The 16,480-nt window shown below is 68.6% G+C and carries 13 protein-coding genes; 7 read left to right on the forward strand and 6 right to left on the reverse strand.

Annotated elements, in window-relative coordinates; translation table 11 throughout:
* Nucleotides 1–196: 196 nt before the first annotated feature.
* The gene (locus AX690_RS18935; protein WP_082769744.1) at nt 197–769 is read right to left on the reverse strand and encodes an AraC family transcriptional regulator; all 573 of its coding nucleotides are present in this window, start codon (nt 767–769) and stop codon (nt 197–199) included.
* 207 nt (nt 770–976) lie between these two features.
* Here AX690_RS18935 and AX690_RS18940 point away from each other — a divergent pair, with 207 nt between their 5' ends.
* The gene (locus AX690_RS18940) at nt 977–1,882 is read left to right on the forward strand and encodes a helix-turn-helix domain-containing protein (RefSeq protein WP_197426911.1); all 906 of its coding nucleotides are present in this window, start codon (nt 977–979) and stop codon (nt 1,880–1,882) included.
* Here the strand turns inward: AX690_RS18940 and AX690_RS18945 are convergent.
* Entirely contained in the window at nt 1,879–2,301 is a 423-nt protein-coding gene (locus tag AX690_RS18945; RefSeq protein WP_066683172.1) for an SWIM zinc finger domain-containing protein, read from the reverse strand. The genes AX690_RS18940 and AX690_RS18945 overlap by 4 nt on opposite strands.
* Complete coding sequence (locus AX690_RS18950; RefSeq protein WP_066683244.1) at nt 2,298–2,699, reverse strand: metallopeptidase family protein; 402 nt, start codon at nt 2,697–2,699, stop codon at nt 2,298–2,300. Before AX690_RS18950 ends, AX690_RS18945 begins: the two co-directional genes overlap by 4 nt.
* Nucleotides 2,700–2,852: 153 nt before the next feature.
* Here AX690_RS18950 and AX690_RS18955 point away from each other — a divergent pair, with 153 nt between their 5' ends.
* The 5 genes from AX690_RS18955 to AX690_RS18975 all read left to right on the forward strand — a co-directional run bounded on the left by AX690_RS18955 (nt 2,853) and on the right by AX690_RS18975 (nt 9,687).
* Nucleotides 2,853–5,162 (forward strand): ATP-binding protein, encoded by a 2,310-nt coding sequence (locus tag AX690_RS18955; RefSeq protein ID WP_066683171.1) that lies wholly within the window; start codon nt 2,853–2,855, stop codon nt 5,160–5,162.
* A gap of 96 nt (nt 5,163–5,258) precedes the next feature.
* A complete protein-coding gene (gene ahcY, locus AX690_RS18960; protein ID WP_066683170.1) occupies nt 5,259–6,650 on the forward strand; it encodes an adenosylhomocysteinase in 1,392 nt (463 codons plus the stop codon).
* A 217-nt stretch (nt 6,651–6,867) separates the two neighbouring features.
* Nucleotides 6,868–7,716: a bifunctional hydroxymethylpyrimidine kinase/phosphomethylpyrimidine kinase gene (locus tag AX690_RS18965; RefSeq protein ID WP_066683169.1), complete on the forward strand. Its 849-nt coding sequence runs from the start codon at nt 6,868–6,870 to the stop codon at nt 7,714–7,716.
* A 3-nt stretch (nt 7,717–7,719) separates the two neighbouring features.
* Nucleotides 7,720–8,844: a serine hydrolase domain-containing protein gene (locus AX690_RS18970; protein ID WP_066683168.1), complete on the forward strand. Its 1,125-nt coding sequence runs from the start codon at nt 7,720–7,722 to the stop codon at nt 8,842–8,844.
* A 48-nt stretch (nt 8,845–8,892) separates the two neighbouring features.
* Nucleotides 8,893–9,687, forward strand: a complete 795-nt coding sequence (locus AX690_RS18975) for a transporter (RefSeq protein ID WP_066683167.1) — start codon at nt 8,893–8,895, stop codon at nt 9,685–9,687.
* On the opposite strand, the gene rarD is transcribed toward AX690_RS18975, so the two are convergent.
* The 3 genes from rarD to AX690_RS18990 all read right to left on the reverse strand — a co-directional run bounded on the left by rarD (nt 9,684) and on the right by AX690_RS18990 (nt 13,323).
* Nucleotides 9,684–10,586, reverse strand: a complete 903-nt coding sequence (gene rarD / locus AX690_RS18980; RefSeq protein WP_066683166.1) for an EamA family transporter RarD — start codon at nt 10,584–10,586, stop codon at nt 9,684–9,686. The genes AX690_RS18975 and rarD overlap by 4 nt on opposite strands.
* Nucleotides 10,587–10,839: 253 nt before the next feature.
* A complete protein-coding gene (locus AX690_RS18985; protein ID WP_066683165.1) occupies nt 10,840–11,868 on the reverse strand; it encodes an aspartate-semialdehyde dehydrogenase in 1,029 nt (342 codons plus the stop codon).
* Nucleotides 11,869–11,988: 120 nt separating this feature from the next.
* On the reverse strand, nt 11,989–13,323 hold the full coding sequence (locus AX690_RS18990; RefSeq protein WP_066683164.1) for a TonB family protein: 1,335 nt from the start codon (nt 13,321–13,323) through the stop codon (nt 11,989–11,991).
* A gap of 123 nt (nt 13,324–13,446) precedes the next feature.
* On the opposite strand from AX690_RS18990, the gene polA reads away from it, so the two are divergent.
* Complete coding sequence (gene polA, locus AX690_RS18995) at nt 13,447–16,335, forward strand: DNA polymerase I (protein WP_066683163.1); 2,889 nt, start codon at nt 13,447–13,449, stop codon at nt 16,333–16,335.
* Nucleotides 16,336–16,480 lie beyond the last annotated feature (145 nt).

Consider the following 16,480-nt stretch of genomic DNA (forward strand, 5'->3'; position numbering starts at 1 on the left):
GCTGGAGCTGGGCGTCGGCGGCGGCCTGAATCTCGCCTTCTACGATCCGGCGCGCCGCAGGCGCAGCACAGCAGCTTCGGCAGGATGTAGCGCTCGTACCAGGACGCCATGACGGTGGTCCTCCCCGCGCCCAGCAGAGCGTCGTCAAGCGCGCGGGGTCAAGCCGCGCTCCTGACAGAACCGGCGGCGGTGAGGTTTATTCGGAAACGACCAGCGCGCCGGAAACGCCGCCATGCCCAAGACCCTCAAGCCGCCCGCCGCGCGCCCGCCGCCAGGCGCCCGGCGGCATGCCGACAGCGCGCCGGAAGGCGTTGGTGAAGTGGGCCTGATCGGCGAAGCCGCACTCGAGGGCGATCTCGCTGAGGCCGGCTTGGCTCTCCAGCAACAAGGTCTTGGCGCGTCGGATGCGTTGCAGGCCGATCCAGGCGCGGGGGCTCTCGCCGAACCGCGCCTTGAAGTTCCGCGAGAACCGCCCCGCGCTCAGGCGCAGTTCCCGCGCCAGCTCCTGAACGGTGATGGACGAGCCGATCCGCGCCGCGACGTGCCCCTCGATGCGCTTGACCTGCCAGGCGGCCAGGCCAGGGCGAACGTCCCGCCGCGTCCGCGTGGCGATCGCGCGCTCCAGCGATCCGACCACCACCTGGACCTCGCGGGTCTCAAGGCCGAGGTCCTCCGCCAGGGCCGTTTCCATAGCGTCGAACAGGGTCTGGATGCGGCTGGATAGGGCGGGGCCCCCCAGGCTTCCGGATGCGGATAGGTCTTGCAACATGCGTCGGCTCCCTTGCCTGGATGAAAGAGACCCTCAGGCTAGGGAAGGGCGCGCGCGGCGGCTTTGCCCGGTCTTGCGCTTGACTGTGCCGGATTTGCTCAAATCGGCGCGCGGTCCTTGCTTTCGGCGCGGATAATTTGCTTCGCCCTCGCCGTGGGATGTTAATCAACTCGAGCAGCGGCTGGACGCAAGGCGCGGAGAGCGACGATGCGTGACGAGATGGTGGCGTTCACGGGACATGGCGAGTGGAAGTTCCCCGACGCGGGCCTGCTGGCGTCTTCGGTCGGGCGCGGCTGGTCGGGCATCGCGGCCGAGATGCGTAACCATCCCGCCGGAGAGATTCCGGACATCGTGTCCGAGCATCTGGAGATCACCCTGGCCCTGGCGGGGGACGGCTCGGTCACGGTCAGTCGGCGTGGCGATGGCGAACGCCAGGAGGCGCGCGTGACGACGGGCGCGCTCTGGCTCTGTCCGCCCTCCGTGCGTGAAGACTCGATCCGGATCAGCGGCGACCTTTCGCGGATCCTGCATATCTACCTGCCCGCCGACCGCTTCGGCGAGGTTGGCGGGCGCTTGGCTAGCCGGCGGGTGGCGGCCAGCTCGGTCCGTTACGCCTCTGGCGTCGACGACCAGGTCCTGCTGGGACTGGGCATGGCCCTGTCGGCCGAGCTGGCGGAGGAGACCTCGGGCGGCAGGCTGCTGACCGACTGTCTGTCCCTGGCCTTGACCGCGCGCCTGGCCAGCGTCCACGCGGGCGATGTGTCCGCGTTTGTCGAGGCCGCGCCGGGCGGGCTTGAGCCGCGTCGTCTGAGACGGGTGCTGGATTTCATCGAGGACAACCTCGAGACCGCGCTCGGGATCGAGGAGCTCGCGGCGATCGCCTGCCTCAGCTCTTTCCACTTCGCCCGGGCGTTCAAGGCGGCGATGGGCGTGCCGCCGCATCGCTACGTCGCCAGTCGCCGGATGAGCCGCGCCAAGTCCCTGCTGGCCGCCGGCGCGGTCCCGGTGGCCGAGATCGCCTATCGCTGCGGCTTCTCGTCGGTGTCCAGCTTTGGACGAGCCTTCAAGCGCGCCAGCGGCGTCAGCCCGGCGGCCTACGCGGCGCTGAACTAGCCCCGCCCCTCCAGCGCCGCCAGCACCGTCGGCTGCAGCCGAGCGAGCTCGGCCAGGCGCTCGATCAGGGCCTCCTTGCTGTCCACGGCCAGGCCGTCGCGCAGGCGGGCCATGCGGTCGCGGACCTTGCCGAGATCGGCGGCGTTGGCGGCGGCGACCACGGCCGCTTGATGCTTGCAAGCGCCGAACTTCTCGAAGCCGGGGCAGGTGCAGGTTCCCTGGCCCGCCGGCGCCCACAGCTGCACGACATAGAGGTCGCCGACGCTGCCGGTGACGTGGGCGGTGACCTTCTCGTCCTCGATCGCGACGAGATCGACATCGCCCTTTTCGGCCATGGCCACGCCGGTGTCGAACCAACGCTCGTCCATGCGCTCGCGCCAGGTGTCGGTGTCGAAGATTTGACCGGAGTTGGGGCTCATGCCTCATCCTCGATGCGGTGGATGTCGTCGTCCGACAGGCCGAAGTGGTGGCCGATCTCGTGAACCAGGACGTGGGTGATCAGCTCGCCGAGACTGACATCGCCACGCTCCGCCCATTCGTCGAGGATCGGCCGACGGTACAGGAACACGCGCGACGGCTGGGTCGCGAAATCGAGCACAGACCGCTGCGACAGGTCGACGCCTTGGTAGAGGCCGGTCAGCTCGAACGGGTCCGGTATGCCCAGGGCGTCGAGGACCTCCTCGTCGGGAAAGTCGTCGACCCGGATCACGACGTCGCCGACCAATTGGCGGAAACCGTCGGGCAGAGCGTCGAAGGCCGCCTTGCCGAGGGCGGCGAAGTCGTCCAGCGACGGAGCGAGGCGATCGGACCAGGTCATGGTCTTCCACATAGAGCGATTGGCGGACGGCGCCAGCGCCCGTTTCGGGTAAATCGCGACGGCGCGTCACGGCGGCCTTGATCGCGCTCTGGTCATGGCCCGACTAATCTGGGATTCTGATTCGAAGACCCGCTGGGGCAGCGACCCGTTTTGATGACTTCGTATGACCTGATCCTCGCGGCGGCGGCCGGGGCGGTTTGCCTCGCGCTTTGCGTCGCCCTGTGGGCGTTCGGCCAGCGGCGAGGCTTCGAGGCGCGGATCGCGGCGCTGAAGGCGCGTCTGGCCCTGCAGGGCGGCGACGCCGAGGCGCCCGCCTGGGTCGAGGCGTTCGATTCCGCCGTCATCGCCGTCGAGGGCGGCCGGGCCAGCTTGATGGCGGGCGCCGAGGGCTTAAGCGCCTGCGCCCAGGTGCTGGGCGTTCCCGCCGACGTCCAGGCGGTGGTCGCCGCGCTGGGCGGCGCCGATCCCGACCACGCCCACAAGCTTTCGGCCCTGTTCGAGCGCGGCCAGCCTTGCGCCTTCGACGCGCGCGGACGCGGCGGCTGGGTGTCGGTCGAGGGGCGGGCCGCCGGGGCCATGGCCTGGCTGCGCCTGGCGCCGGTCAGCGGCCACGACGCGGGCCTGCCGTCCGCCGCGCGCTTCGCCGCCTTCGTCGACAGCGTGGTCGAGCCCGCCTGGATCGCCGGCGCCGACGGTCAGGCCGTCTGGGGCAACACCGCCTTCGTCCGCGCCGTCGGCGCCAGCGCCGCCTCGGCCCCGGCCCTGCTGGGCAAGAGCTTCGACCGCGCCGTCGACGCCATGGTCGTCGAGGCCGCCGCCAAGGGCGAGCGCAAGGAAGCGATCCGCTGGGTCAATCTGGAGGGCCGCCGCCGCGCGTTCCGCCTGTCCGCCCAGCCGCTGGAAGGCGGCGGGGTGGGCGTCTTCTGCGCCGACGTCACCGAGATCGAGGACGTCCGCGACGCCTTCAAGAAGCACGTCGAGGCCCACGACGAGACCCTGAACCACATCGCCGAGGCCGTGGCGATCTTCAGCGCCACCCGGCGCCTGTCGTTCCACAACACCGCCTTCGCCGAGCTATGGGGCCTGGAGCCGGCCTGGCTGGCCGATCGCCCGACGCATGGCGAGATCCTCGACCGCCTGCGCCAGCGCCGCCGCCTGCCCGAGACGATCGACTACGCCGGGTGGAAGGCGGCCGAGCTGGCCCGCTACGAGAGCCTGGGTCCCCAGGCCGACGACCTCTGGCACCTGCCCGACGGCCGCACCCTGAAGGTCGTGCGTCAGCCGCACCCGCTGGGCGGCATGCTGCTGATCTATTCCGACATCACCGGCGAGCTGCGGCTGAAGGCTCAGTACAACGCCCTGATCCAGGTGCAGCAGGCCACGCTGGACAAGCTGAACGACGCCGTGGCCGTGTTCGGCTCGGACGGCCGCCTACGCCTGCACAACGAAGCCTTCGAGACCTTCTGGAACGTTACCCCGCACGCCCTGGAGGCGGCCGGCGACTTCGAGGGCGTAGTCGAGCTGTGCGTGCCGCGCCTGCACGACCTGGCCTTCTGGCGCGAGCTGAAGGGCCGGGTGGCCGATCCCGATCCGCAGATGCGCGCCCCGACCTCGGGCGAGGTGCGCACCTCGGACGACCGCATCGTCGTCTACCAGAGCCGGCCTCTGCCGGACGGCGCGACCCTGATCGCCTTCGCCGACGTCACCGACACCCGCGAGCTGCAGAGCGCCCTGGCGGACCGCTCGGCGGCTCTGGATGAGGCCGAGCGGCTGAAGCGCGACTTCGTCGGCAACGTCTCCTACGAGCTGCGCACCCCGCTGACGACGATCATCGGCTATTCCGAGCTGCTGGAGCGGGCCGATGGTCTCTCCGAGCGCGGCCGCAACCACGTGGCCGCAGTCCGCGCCGCCGCCACTCAGCTGGCCCGCTCGATCGACGACGTGCTGGACATGGCCCAGATCGACGCCGGCGAGATGGCGCTGGAGATCCAGGATATCCGCGTCTCGGATCTCCTGATGAACGCCCAGGAGCGCGCTCTGAAGGACGCCCAACTGGGCGCGGTCACTCTTGCGGTCGAGTGCGAGGAGGACGTCGGCCTGATCCGCGGCGACGCCAAGCGCCTGGCCCAGACCCTCGATCATCTGGTCGAGAACGCCCTGCGCCAGACTCCGCCGGGCGGCCGCGTGACCCTGTCGGCCCGTCGGGCCCTGGGCGAGGTGCGGCTGGACGTCTCCGACACCGGCCGCGGCGTGCCCTTCCACGTGCAGGCCCACATCTTCGACCGCTTCGTCGGCCGCGATCGCGGCGGCCCGGGCCTGGGCCTGGCGCTGGTCAAGGCGCTGGTCGAGCTGCACGGCGGCTGGGTGGCGCTGGAGAGCGAGCCCGGCAATGGCTCGACCTTCACCTGCCACCTGCCCGAGAACCAGCCGCCAGGCGCGGGCCAGCCGGAGCTTGGGTTCTAGCTCCGCTATCGCATAAGGATATCTTTATGCGTTAATTGCTCGGAAGGGCTCACCGGGATATAAGGGCGGCAAGATCCCATCCCGCAGGAGCCGCACGTGGCCGACTACATCGTCAAGGACATCTCGCTCGCCGATTACGGGCGCAAGGAAATCGCCATCGCCGAGACCGAGATGCCGGGCCTGATGGCCACGCGCGCCGAGTACGGTCCCCAGCAGATCCTGAAGGGCGCCCGCATCGCCGGCAGCCTGCACATGACGATCCAGACCGCCGTGCTGATCGAGACGCTGGTGGCCCTGGGCGCGGAAGTCCGCTGGGCCTCGTGCAACATCTTCTCGACCCAGGACCACGCCGCGGCCGCCATCGCCGCCGCCGGCATCCCGGTGTTCGCCTTCAAAGGCGAGAACCTGGTCGAGTACTGGGAATACGCCCACAAGATCTTCGAGTGGGGCGACGGCGGCTATCCGAACCTGATCCTGGACGACGGCGGCGACGCCACCCTGCTCTGCGTGCTGGGCCCGAAGGCCGAGAAGGATCCCTCGATCCTCGACAACCCGCAGAACGAAGAGGAAGAAGCCCTCTACGCCGTGATGAAGAAGTACCTGGCCGAGAAGCCGGGCTTCTATTCGGCGATCCGCTCGGCTATCGGCGGCGTGTCGGAAGAGACCACCACGGGCGTCCACCGCCTGTACCACATGGCCCAGAAGGGCGAGCTGCCGTTCCCGGCCATCAACGTCAACGACAGCGTCACCAAGAGCAAGTTCGATAACCTGTACGGCTGCCGTGAGAGCCTGGTCGACGCGATCCGTCGCGGCACCGACGTCATGCTGTCGGGCAAGGTCGCGGTGGTCTGCGGCTATGGCGACGTCGGCAAGGGCTCGGCCGCCTCGCTGCGCCAAGGCGGCGCTCGCGTGATCGTCACCGAGATCGACCCGATCTGCGCCCTGCAGGCGGCGATGGAAGGCTATGAGGTCCAGACCCTGGCCGACGTCGCCGACAAGGCCGACATCTTCGTGACGGCGACCGGCAACAAGGACGTCATCACGCTGGACGACATGCGGAAGATGAAAAACAACGCCATCGTCTGCAACATCGGCCACTTCGACTCGGAAATTCAGATCGCGGCCCTGCGCAACTACAAGTGGGACGAGATCAAGCCGCAGGTCCACCACGTGGAATTCCCGGACGGCAAGAAGCTGATCGTGCTGTCGGAAGGCCGCCTGGTGAACCTGGGCAACGCCACCGGCCACCCCAGCTTCGTGATGTCGGCCAGCTTCACCAACCAGACCCTGGCCCAGATCGAGCTCTGGACCAACAAGGACAAGTACCAGAACCAAGTCTACACCCTGCCCAAGCACCTCGACGAGAAGGTCGCCTTCCTGCACCTGGAAAAGCTGGGCGCGAAGCTGACCACGCTGCGCAAGGACCAGGCCGACTATATCGGCGTGCCGGAAGCGGGGCCCTTCAAGCCGGACCACTACCGCTACTAAGCCCGGCGCGTTCCTGGCTTTCTGGAGGGCTCGCCGCGCGAGAGCCTGTCCGGTTTAGATGGAACCATCTAAACCGGATAAACAGGCTCTCATTCATACACTTAGAGCGCGTTCGAGCGGTTTAACCGCTCACACTTAAACCTAACGCGCTCTCGCGGCGGGCCCTTCTGCTTTCGACGCCTGTTCAAGCTTGGAAGGCTCGGCTAATCGCTAGGTCATGCCGCTCGCCTTGATCCTCTCCAGCCACGTCGCCGGCAGCCAGGTCGGCGCGACCGCCCAGGCCGCGGCGCTGGCGCCGTTCGCGATCGACGCCATGGTCGTCCCCACGGTGCTGTTCGGTCGCCATCCCGGATGGGGCGCGCCCGGCGGCGCGGCGACGCCGATCCAGATCTTCGAAGGCATGCTGCAAGGGATCGCGGCCAACGGCCTGTTCGGCCTGACCGATCTCGTCATCACCGGCTATTTCGCCAGTCCGGCCCAGGTCGAGGCCGCCGCGCGCGCCATCGACGCCGTCCGCGCCGCGCCGCGCGACGGGGCCTTCGCCCCGGGGCCGACGATCATTGTCGACCCGACCGTGGGTGACGAGGGCAAGGGCCTCTATGTCCCCGCCGAGACCGCCGAGGCGATCCGCGCGTTGCTGGTTCCCCGCGCCGACCTCGTGGCCTGCAACGCCTGGGAGCTTGGGTGGCTGACGGGCGAGGAAGCCCGCGAACCGGCCGCCGCCCTGAGCGCCGCGCGGCGACTGGGCAAGCCGGTGCTGGTCTCGTCGGTCCGTCGCGGCGACGAGATCGGCGCGGTCCTGGCGACCGCCGACGAGGCTTGGCTGGCCCTGCACGCCCAGATCGATACGGCGCCGAACGGAACCGGCGACCTGCTGACCGCGCTCTATGCGGCGGCGGTGGTCGAGGGCCAGACGCTGTCCCACGGCCTGGCCCGCGCGGTCGGCGGCGTGGCCGAGACCGTCGCCGCCGCCAAGCTATGGAACGCGCCCGAGCTGCCGATCGTGGCCATGGGCGCGCGCCTGAAGCAAACCTCTCCCTCTGTCCGCATCGAACGGTTGGCTTAAGACATGACCGAGATCACCGGCCTCTGCCCTGACCGCTTCGCGCGCGTCCGCGACACCTTCGAGGCCAACTTCCAGGACAATGGCGAGCTGGGCGCGCGCTTTTCGTTCGCGATTGACGGCGAGATCGTCGTCGACCTGATGGGCGGGTTCGCCGACCGCAAGCGCGAGGTCGCCTTCGGCCCCGACACCCTGACGGCTTTGTTCTCGACCACCAAGGCCGTGGCGGCGTTGATGGTCGCGCGCCTCGTGGATGAGGGTCGCCTAGCCTACGACCAGCGCGTCGCCGACGTCTGGCCGGAGTTCGCCCAGGCCGGCAAGCAGGACGTCACGGTCGAGCAGGCCCTGTCGCACCAGGCGGGTCTGTCGGGCTTCCCGGACGAGACAGACCCCGCCATCTGGTTCGACTGGGACGCGACCTGCGCCAAGCTGGCGGCCATGGCCCCGCTGTTCCCGATCGGCTCGGCCAGCGGCTATCACCCGGTGACCTACGGCTACCTGGCCGGCGAGATCTTCCGCCGCGTCGACGGCCGCACGATGGGGGCCGCGCTGCGCGAGGACATCTGCCAGCCGCTGGGCCTCGACCTCTGGATCGGCCTGCCCGACAGCGAGCACGACCGCGTCGCCGACCTGATGCGTCCGACGGCCATGCCGCAATTCGGCGAGATCAACGCCGCCGTGACCGCCGCCTTCTTCAAGCCCTGGTCCTCGCCGGGCGGCAAGGGCGCGGCCGAGTGGCGGCGGGTCGAGATCCCCTCGGCCAACGGCCACGCCACCGCGCCGGCCCTGGCGCGGCTGATGGGGGCCCTCGCCAGCGGCGGGACCTTGGACGGCCGCTCGCTGATCACGCCCGCCGGGATCAAGGCCGCCATCGCCGAGCGCATCCGCGGCCGGGACCTCGTCCTGCCCTACGACATCAGCTGGGGCGCGGGCTTCATGCGCAACGAGCCGAACTTCTTCTATGGCCCGACGGCCGAGGCGTTCGGACACTCGGGGTGGGGCGGCTCGTGCGCCTTCGCCGATCCGACGCGCGGCGTGTCGGGGGCCTATGTGATGAACAAGCAGGGCGCCGCGCTGATCGGCGATCCCCGCGCCGTGCGCCTGATCGATGCGGCCTACGCCTGCCTTTAGCGTGTCGTTGAGGCTTTGAGCCTAGGCGGGGTCTCGAAGGAGAGACCCATGGTCCGCACCGCCCTGATCGTCCTGGCTGTCCTGGCGCTGGCCGGCGCCGCGCGCGCGCAGGAGCGCGACTTCTGCGCCGATCGGCCGGGAAAGGGCTCGCCCCCCTGCGTGCTCGACAAGGGCCGGTTCCAGGTCGAGGTCAGCGCGGCGGACGCGCTCTTTAGCCGAGGCGGCGGCGTTTCGGTGGATGACGTATCCTATGGCGCGCTGGAGCTACGGTTGGGGCTCACGGATGTCGTCGAAGGCCAGCTGACTTGGACGCCTCGCCAGTGGGTTAGGACCAAGGATCAGGGCGCGACCTCCAGGGTCTCGGGTTCAGGCGATCTTGGTTTGGCGTTGCGCTGGTCGCTCAAGAATCCCGATGGGGAGGGTCTGTCGGTCGCCCTTCAGCCGTTTGTCACAGCGCCCACGGGCGCGAACGGGATCAGCGCCGAGGTCTGGCAAGGCGGGGTGATCGCGCCAATCTCCGTACCGATTTCCGAGGTCTGGTCGCTGAGCCTCGCGCCCGAGATTGACGCTCGAGCCAACGCTTCGGGCTCGGGCCGCCACGCCGCCTACGCCCTGGCCGGCGGGGTTGGGCGCGCGGTGGGGCCGGTGAACCTCGGCGCCGAGCTCTGGGTCGATGTCGATGACGATCCGAGCGGCCGGGTGACCAAGGCCAGCTTCGACCTGACCGCCGCCTGGACGCCCGCGGCGCTGAAGGACGTCCAGCTGGACGCGGGAGCCTACCTAGGCCTGAACCGGAAGACGCCCGACCTTGAGCTTGTGGTCGGGATCGCCCACCGCTTCTAGGCGGCCGCCAGCACCCGGGTCTTCTTCCAAGCCCCATAGGCGAAGGTCGCCACGCCCAGCCAGATGAACACGAACGACAGCGCGCGAAGGGCGGTGAACGGCTCTCCGAGGGCGACGCCGATCGCGAACTGCAGCGTCGGGGCGATGAACTGCAGGAAGCCCACCGCCGACAGGGGCAGACGGCGCGCCGACCAGGCGAACAGGGCCAGCGGAACGACCGTGGCGGGGCCCGCCAGGGCCAGCAGGGCGGTGACGCCGGCGCCGGTCCCGAAGTGACCTTGGCCGCTGGCCTGCAGCGACAGCACATACAGCAGGCCGGGCAGGGCCAGATAGGCGCATTCGATGAAGAGACCCGTCTGGGCGTCGGCCTTCACCTGCTTGCGCAGGATCGCATAGACGCAGAAGGTCAGGGCCAGGCCCAGCGAGACGATCGGCAGGTGACCGAGCGCGATCGTCTGGATCGCCACGCCGACGGCGGCGAAACCGATCGCGACCTTGCCCTCGGTCGTCATGCGCTCGCGGAACAGCAGGGCGCCGGCGGCCATGTTCATCAGCGGGTTGATGTAATAGCCGAGGCTGGCCTCGATCACGTGGCCGGCGTTGACCGCGAAGACGTAGATCGTCCAGTTGCCGAAGATCGCCAGGGTCGACAGGGCCAGCACGCCCAGGGTCTTGGGCTGGCGCAGCACCCGCGCGACCTGACCGCCCTGCTTGGCCAGCAGCACCAGACCGCCGGCCCACAGGACCGACCACAGCGTCCGGTGGGCGATCATCTCCCAGGAGCCGACGCCAAGGTTGGCGAGCAGGTGGAAATAGAGGGGCAGGAAGCCCCACAGCGAATAGCAGGCGACGCCGGCGAGATAGGCCGAGCGGCTTTCGTTTCGCGTACTGGGTGGCATGGTCCGAACCTTTCGGGAGGCTTCTGTCAGATGGGAAGCCCGTCGTCCGCCGACATCTTGCGGTGGTTCGGGAAAATCTGGGATCCGGCCCAGGAAATCCGGATCAAAAAACCCACCCGACCTTCCCGGCGAATGCCGGGATCCAGATCTCAGGACGAAGGGGGCGTGGGAAGGGCGCTGAATCCGTAGAGGCGATTCAGCGCTCTTCCATCTGGGCCCCGGCATTCGCCGGGGAGATCGGTATCAATAGACCTTAAGCTGGCGTCTTCTGCTTGATCAGGCCCTTGTCATGCAGAAGCTGGGCGATCTGCACCGCGTTCAGCGCCGCGCCCTTGCGCAGGTTGTCCGAGACGCACCAGAAGACCAGGCCGTTCTCGACGGTCGGGTCCTTGCGGATGCGCGACACATAGACCGGGAACTCGCCCTGGGCTTCCTTGGGCGTGATGTAGCCGCCGTCCTCGCGCTTATCGACCACGACGACGCCGTCGGCGTCGCGCAGAATCTCGCGGGCCTCGTCCTCGTCCAGCGGGCTCTCGAACTCGACGTTCACGGCTTCGGAGTGGCCGACCATGACCGGCACGCGCACGCAGGTGGCGACCAGCTGGATGTTCGGATCCAGGATCTTCTGGGTCTCGGCGGTCATCTTCCACTCTTCCTTGGTGAAGCCGTCGTCCAGGAAGACGTCGATGTGGGGGATGACGTTGAAGGCGATCTGCTTGGTGAACTTCTTCGGCGGCGGGGCGCCCAGGACGTAGACGCCCTTGGTCTGGTCCCACAGCTCATCCATGCCTTCCTTGCCCGCGCCCGAGACCGACTGGTAGGTCGAGACCACCACCCGCTTGATCTTGGCTTCGTCGTGCAGGGGCTTCAGGGCCACGACCAGCTGCGCCGTCGAGCAGTTGGGGTTGGCGATGATGTTCTTGGGGATGGAGTTGACCGCCTCGGGGTTCACTTCCGGCACGACCAGCGGCACGTCCGGGTCCATCCGGAAGTGGCTGGAATTGTCGATGACGATCGGGCCGGCCGCGCCGATCTTCTCGCCCCAGGCCTTGGAGATCGCGCCGCCGGCGCTCATCAGCACGATGTCGACCGTCGAGAAGTCGAACTGCTCCAGGTCCTCGCACTTGAGGATCTGGTTGCCGAACGAGACCTCGACGCCGATGGATTTGCGGCTGGCGATGGCGTGCATCTTGTCCACGGGGAATTTCACTTCCTCGAGGATGTTGAACATCTCGCGGCCCACATTGCCCGTCGCGCCGACCACGGCGACCCGGTAACCCATCGCGCTCTCCTGAAAACTCTGGTCCGCGACAGATCGCGGAGCGGCGTTCCGTTACGCCTCATGCCCCCTTTTCGCAAGGCGAGGAAAGCTGGCCCGGCGATCAGCCGGGCTGCCCGAGGCTCAGGGCTGACCGCCCTGCGCGGGCTTGGCCGACTCGGCGGGCATGTCGTCGGTGAAGCTGAATTGGAACGGCACCGTGACCTTCAGGCCGTCCAGAGTGTCGCCTTCCTTGGTCCACGGGTTCATGCGCATCGCCGACGCCGCCTTGACGGCGGCCGCGCCGAAGTCGAAGCCCGCCGGGTTCTCGCGCGCGGCCTCGCAGTTGGCCAGCCGTCCCTCGGCGGTGACGACGCAGGTCGCCGCGCCCTGGCCGGACATCACCTTGGCCTTGATCGCGGCCTCCGGATAGATCGCCGCCATGCCCTCGGCGGTGAGCATCGCGGTCCAGTGCGGCTTGGTCAGCCTGCGATTGTCGGGCTGGGCCGGATCGCGGAAGCGGAACGGCACATCGACCTTGTAGTCGCGCAGCTTCTTGTCGGTGGGATCGACATTGACCTGGAAAAGCTTCGATAGGTCCTGGGCGGCGCGCCCGAAGCCCTTGCCGCGCGGCTCTTCGGAGATGACGTTGCAGGACCGCAGCTGGCCTGTCCTGACCAGGACGCAGCGCAGGGCGACCTGGGCGTGCGATGCGCCCGCCGCGCTCTTGGGCCAGGCCGCGTTGAGCTCGGCCTGGGTCGGAACGCGGGTCCAGGGCGGATCGAGGACGACCGGCGTGCTGTTGAAGTCCGAACCGGGGTTGGGGGCGCCCCAGTTGATGGGGATATTGACCGTGCCGCCGGGCACGGGCTTGCCGCCCCGCATCATCGGCGTCATGCGCAGCTGCGGGGTGATCTGCAGGCCCGCCGCGCCGAAGGCGTAGTCCTTGGGCGACTCGCTCAGGACCTTGCAGTTCTGAAGGAAGCCTTCGACCGTCACGTCGCAGCCGATCACGGCCCTGCCGCCGACGCCGTCCGCCAGCGCCTTCTTGGGGAAGACGTTGGCGATGTCCTGGGCGGTCGGCTTGCGCAGCCAGTTCGGATTGGCGTCGCCGGGGGCGAGGAAGCTGAAGTGCGTGCGCACGGGCCGGCCCACGACAGAGGCGCCGTCGCTGTCCTTCGGCTTGATGCGTTCATAACCCACCACCGACAGCGCCGCGGCGCCGAAGCCCTGGCCGGCGGGCTCCTCCTTGGCGACCTTGCAGTCGACCAGCTTTCCGCCGGTCGCGGCGACGCAATCCAGCGCTGCCTGGCCGCTCTCTGTCGCCCCCTTCGGGAAAGCGGCCTTCATCTTGTCCGCCGGGACGCTGGCGGTGAACTGCGGCCGCCAGCCGGTTTGAGCGTCATCGTCCTCGGCCAGGGCGGAGGATGCGGAGAGCCCGGCGATCAGCAGGCCAAGCACAAGCGGACGCGACAGCACCAGGACCCCCTCGCAATCGTCGATGCGCTCCTGGCGCAGCTCGACCCTAGGTCGAGCCTATGACAGCTTTTCGCGCGCCGCCAGAGGGTTTCCGAGGCTCGCCGGTCCCCCTATGTTCGCGCCATGACCGACGTCGTCTCCGAATCCTCGCCCGCCTCGCACCTGACCCAGGACGGCCCCGCCGTCCGGCTGTTCCTGGTGGACGGCTCGGCCTATCTGTTCCGCGCCTATCACGCCCTGCCGCCGCTGACTCGCAAGAGCGATGGTCTGCCGGTCGGGGCGGTGCAAGGCTTCTGCAACATGCTGTGGAAGCTGCTGCGCGACATGCAGGGCGACACGCCCACGCACCTGGCCGTGATCTGGGACCACTCGGAAAAGACGTTCCGCAACACGCTCTACGACCAGTACAAGGCCCACCGTCCGCCGCCGCCCGAGGACCTGATCCCGCAGTTCCCGCTGGTGCGCGAGGCCACGCGGGCCTTCGGCGTGCCCGCCATCGAGCTGCCGGGCTATGAGGCCGACGACCTGATCGCGGCTTACGCCTGCAAGGCGCGCGAGGTCGGCGGCGAGGCGGTGATCGTCTCGTCCGACAAGGACCTGATGCAGCTGGTCGGCGACGGCGTGTCGATGTACGACCCGATGAAGAACGTCCGCATCGAGCGCGAGCAGGTGTTCGAGAAGTTCGGCGTCTATCCCGAGCAGGTGGTGGACGTTCAGGCCCTGTGCGGCGACAGCGTCGACAACGTGCCGGGCGCGCCGGGCATCGGGATCAAGACCGCCGCCCAGCTGATCACCGAGTTCGGCGATCTCGACACGCTGCTGGCCCGCGCCGGCGAGATCAAGCAGCCCAAGCGCCGCGAGACCCTGATCAACTTCGCCGACCAGATCCGCCTGTCGCGGGCCCTGGTCAAGCTGGACTGCGACACGCCGCTGCCCGAGCCGCTGGATGACCTGAAGGTGCGCGAGCCGGACAAGGAGGTCCTGTCGGCCTTCCTCGACCAGATGGAGTTCCGCACCCTGGCCCGCCGCGTCGGCGACGGCTCGGCCGCCGCCGTTCCCGGCACGCTGGATCGTCCTGTCGCGCCGCCCAAGGCGCCGGTCTCGACGGTGTCGTACATGGGCGCGGCCGCGCGCGCCGCCGCCCAGCCCGTGGCCGAGCCGGTCACGATCGATCACGCCGCCTACACGTGCGTTCGCGACCTCGACACCCTGAAGGCCTGGGTCGACAAGGCGACCGCCAAGGGCGTGGTGGCGTTCGACACCGAGACCGACGCCCTGTCGTCGGCCACCGCCGGCCTGTGCGGCGTCTCCCTGGCCATCGCGCCCGGCGAGGCCTGCTACATCCCCGTCGGCCACTGCGAGAAGGAGGGCCTGGCGCTGGAAGCCGCCGCGGACCTCGTCCAGATCCCGCTAGAGCAGGTGATCGCCACCCTCAAGCCGCTGCTGGAAGACCCAGCGGTGCTGAAGGTGGCGCAGAACGCCAAGTACGACATCGCCGTCCTGGCCCGGCACGGGATCCAGGTGTCCCCGATCGAGGACACCATGCTGATCAGCTATGTGCTGGAGGCGGGGCTGCACGGCCACGGCATGGACGAGCTGTCGGAGCTGTGGCTGGGCCACAAGCCGATCCCGTTCAAGCAGGTGGCCGGGACCGGCAAGGCCCAGATCAGCTTCAAGCACGTGGCCCTGGCCGAGGCGACGGCCTACGCCGCCGAGGACGCCGACGTCACCTTGCGGCTCTATGAGGTTCTCAAGCCGCGCCTGGCGCGCGAGGGCCTGCTGACGGTCTACGAGACCCTGGAGCGTCCGATGCCGGCGGTGCTGGCGGCGATGGAGAACGACGGGATCAAGGTCGATCCGGAAGCCCTGCGCCGGCTCTCCAACGAGTTCTCTCTGCGCATGGCCGAGTTCGAGGCGCGGGCGACCGAGCTGGTCGGCCGGCCGTTCAACCTGGGCAGCCCCAAGCAGATCGGCGACGTGCTGTTTGGCGAGATGAACATGAAGGGCGGCAAGAAGACCGCCACCGGCCAGTGGTCCACCGACAGCGACGTGCTGGAGAGCCTCGCCCTAGAGCACGAGCTGCCGCGCGTGCTGCTCGACTGGCGCCAACTGTCGAAGCTGAAGGGCACCTATACCGAGAACCTGGTCGCGGCGATCGCCGGGCGCACGGGCCGGGTGCACACCTCCTACGCCCTGGCGGCCACGACCACGGGGCGGCTGTCCTCATCCGATCCGAACCTGCAGAACATCCCGGTCCGCACCGAGGAAGGCCGCAAGATCCGCAAGGCTTTCGTGGCCGAGCCGGGCAAGGTCTTGATCAGCGCCGACTACAGCCAGATCGAGCTGCGCCTGCTGGCCCACATCGGCGACATCCCGCAGCTGAAGAAGGCCTTCCAGGAAGGCCTCGACATCCACGCCATGACGGCCTCGGAGATGTTCGACACGCCGATCGAGGGCATGGACCCGATGATCCGCCGCCGGGCCAAGGCCATCAACTTCGGCATCGTCTATGGCATCAGCGCCTTCGGTCTGGCCAACCAGCTGGGCATCCCGCAGGGCGAGGCGGGGGCCTATATCAAGACCTATTTCGAGCGCTTCCCGGGCATCCAGGCCTATATGGACGCGACCAAGGCCTTCGTGCGCGAGCACGGCTATGTCACGACCATCTTCGGCCGGAAGATCAACATCCCGGAGATCCAGGCCAAGTCGGTCGGCCAGCGGCAATTCGCCGAGCGCGCCGCGATCAACGCTCCAATCCAGGGGGCTGCGGCCGACGTCATGCGCCGGGCGATGATCCGCATGCCCGCGGCGCTGAGGGAGGCGGGGCTCTCGGCTCGCATGCTGCTGCAAGTGCACGACGAACTGGTCTTCGAGGCGCCGGAGGCCGAGGCCGAAGCGGCGCGTGGGGTCATCGCCAGCGTGATGGAAAAAGCGGCAGAACCGGCCGTCGCGCTGTCCGTCCCGCTGACCGTCGAAGTGCGCGCCGCGCTCAACTGGGACGAGGCGCACTAACGCTAGAATAGTGCTTCCAATGCCTAAAATGAGTTTTATTAAACCCAAAGTGCGACATTACGTCGCGTCAGGGTTAATGCCCCCGAAACCTTACCTGCGCGAAATCTGGGCTCGACGGTGAGGTTTTGGGCACAGGCGTAATCTA

The organism is Caulobacter sp. CCH9-E1, from assembly GCF_001556515.1.
Taxonomy (GTDB): Bacteria; Pseudomonadota; Alphaproteobacteria; order Caulobacterales; family Caulobacteraceae; genus Caulobacter.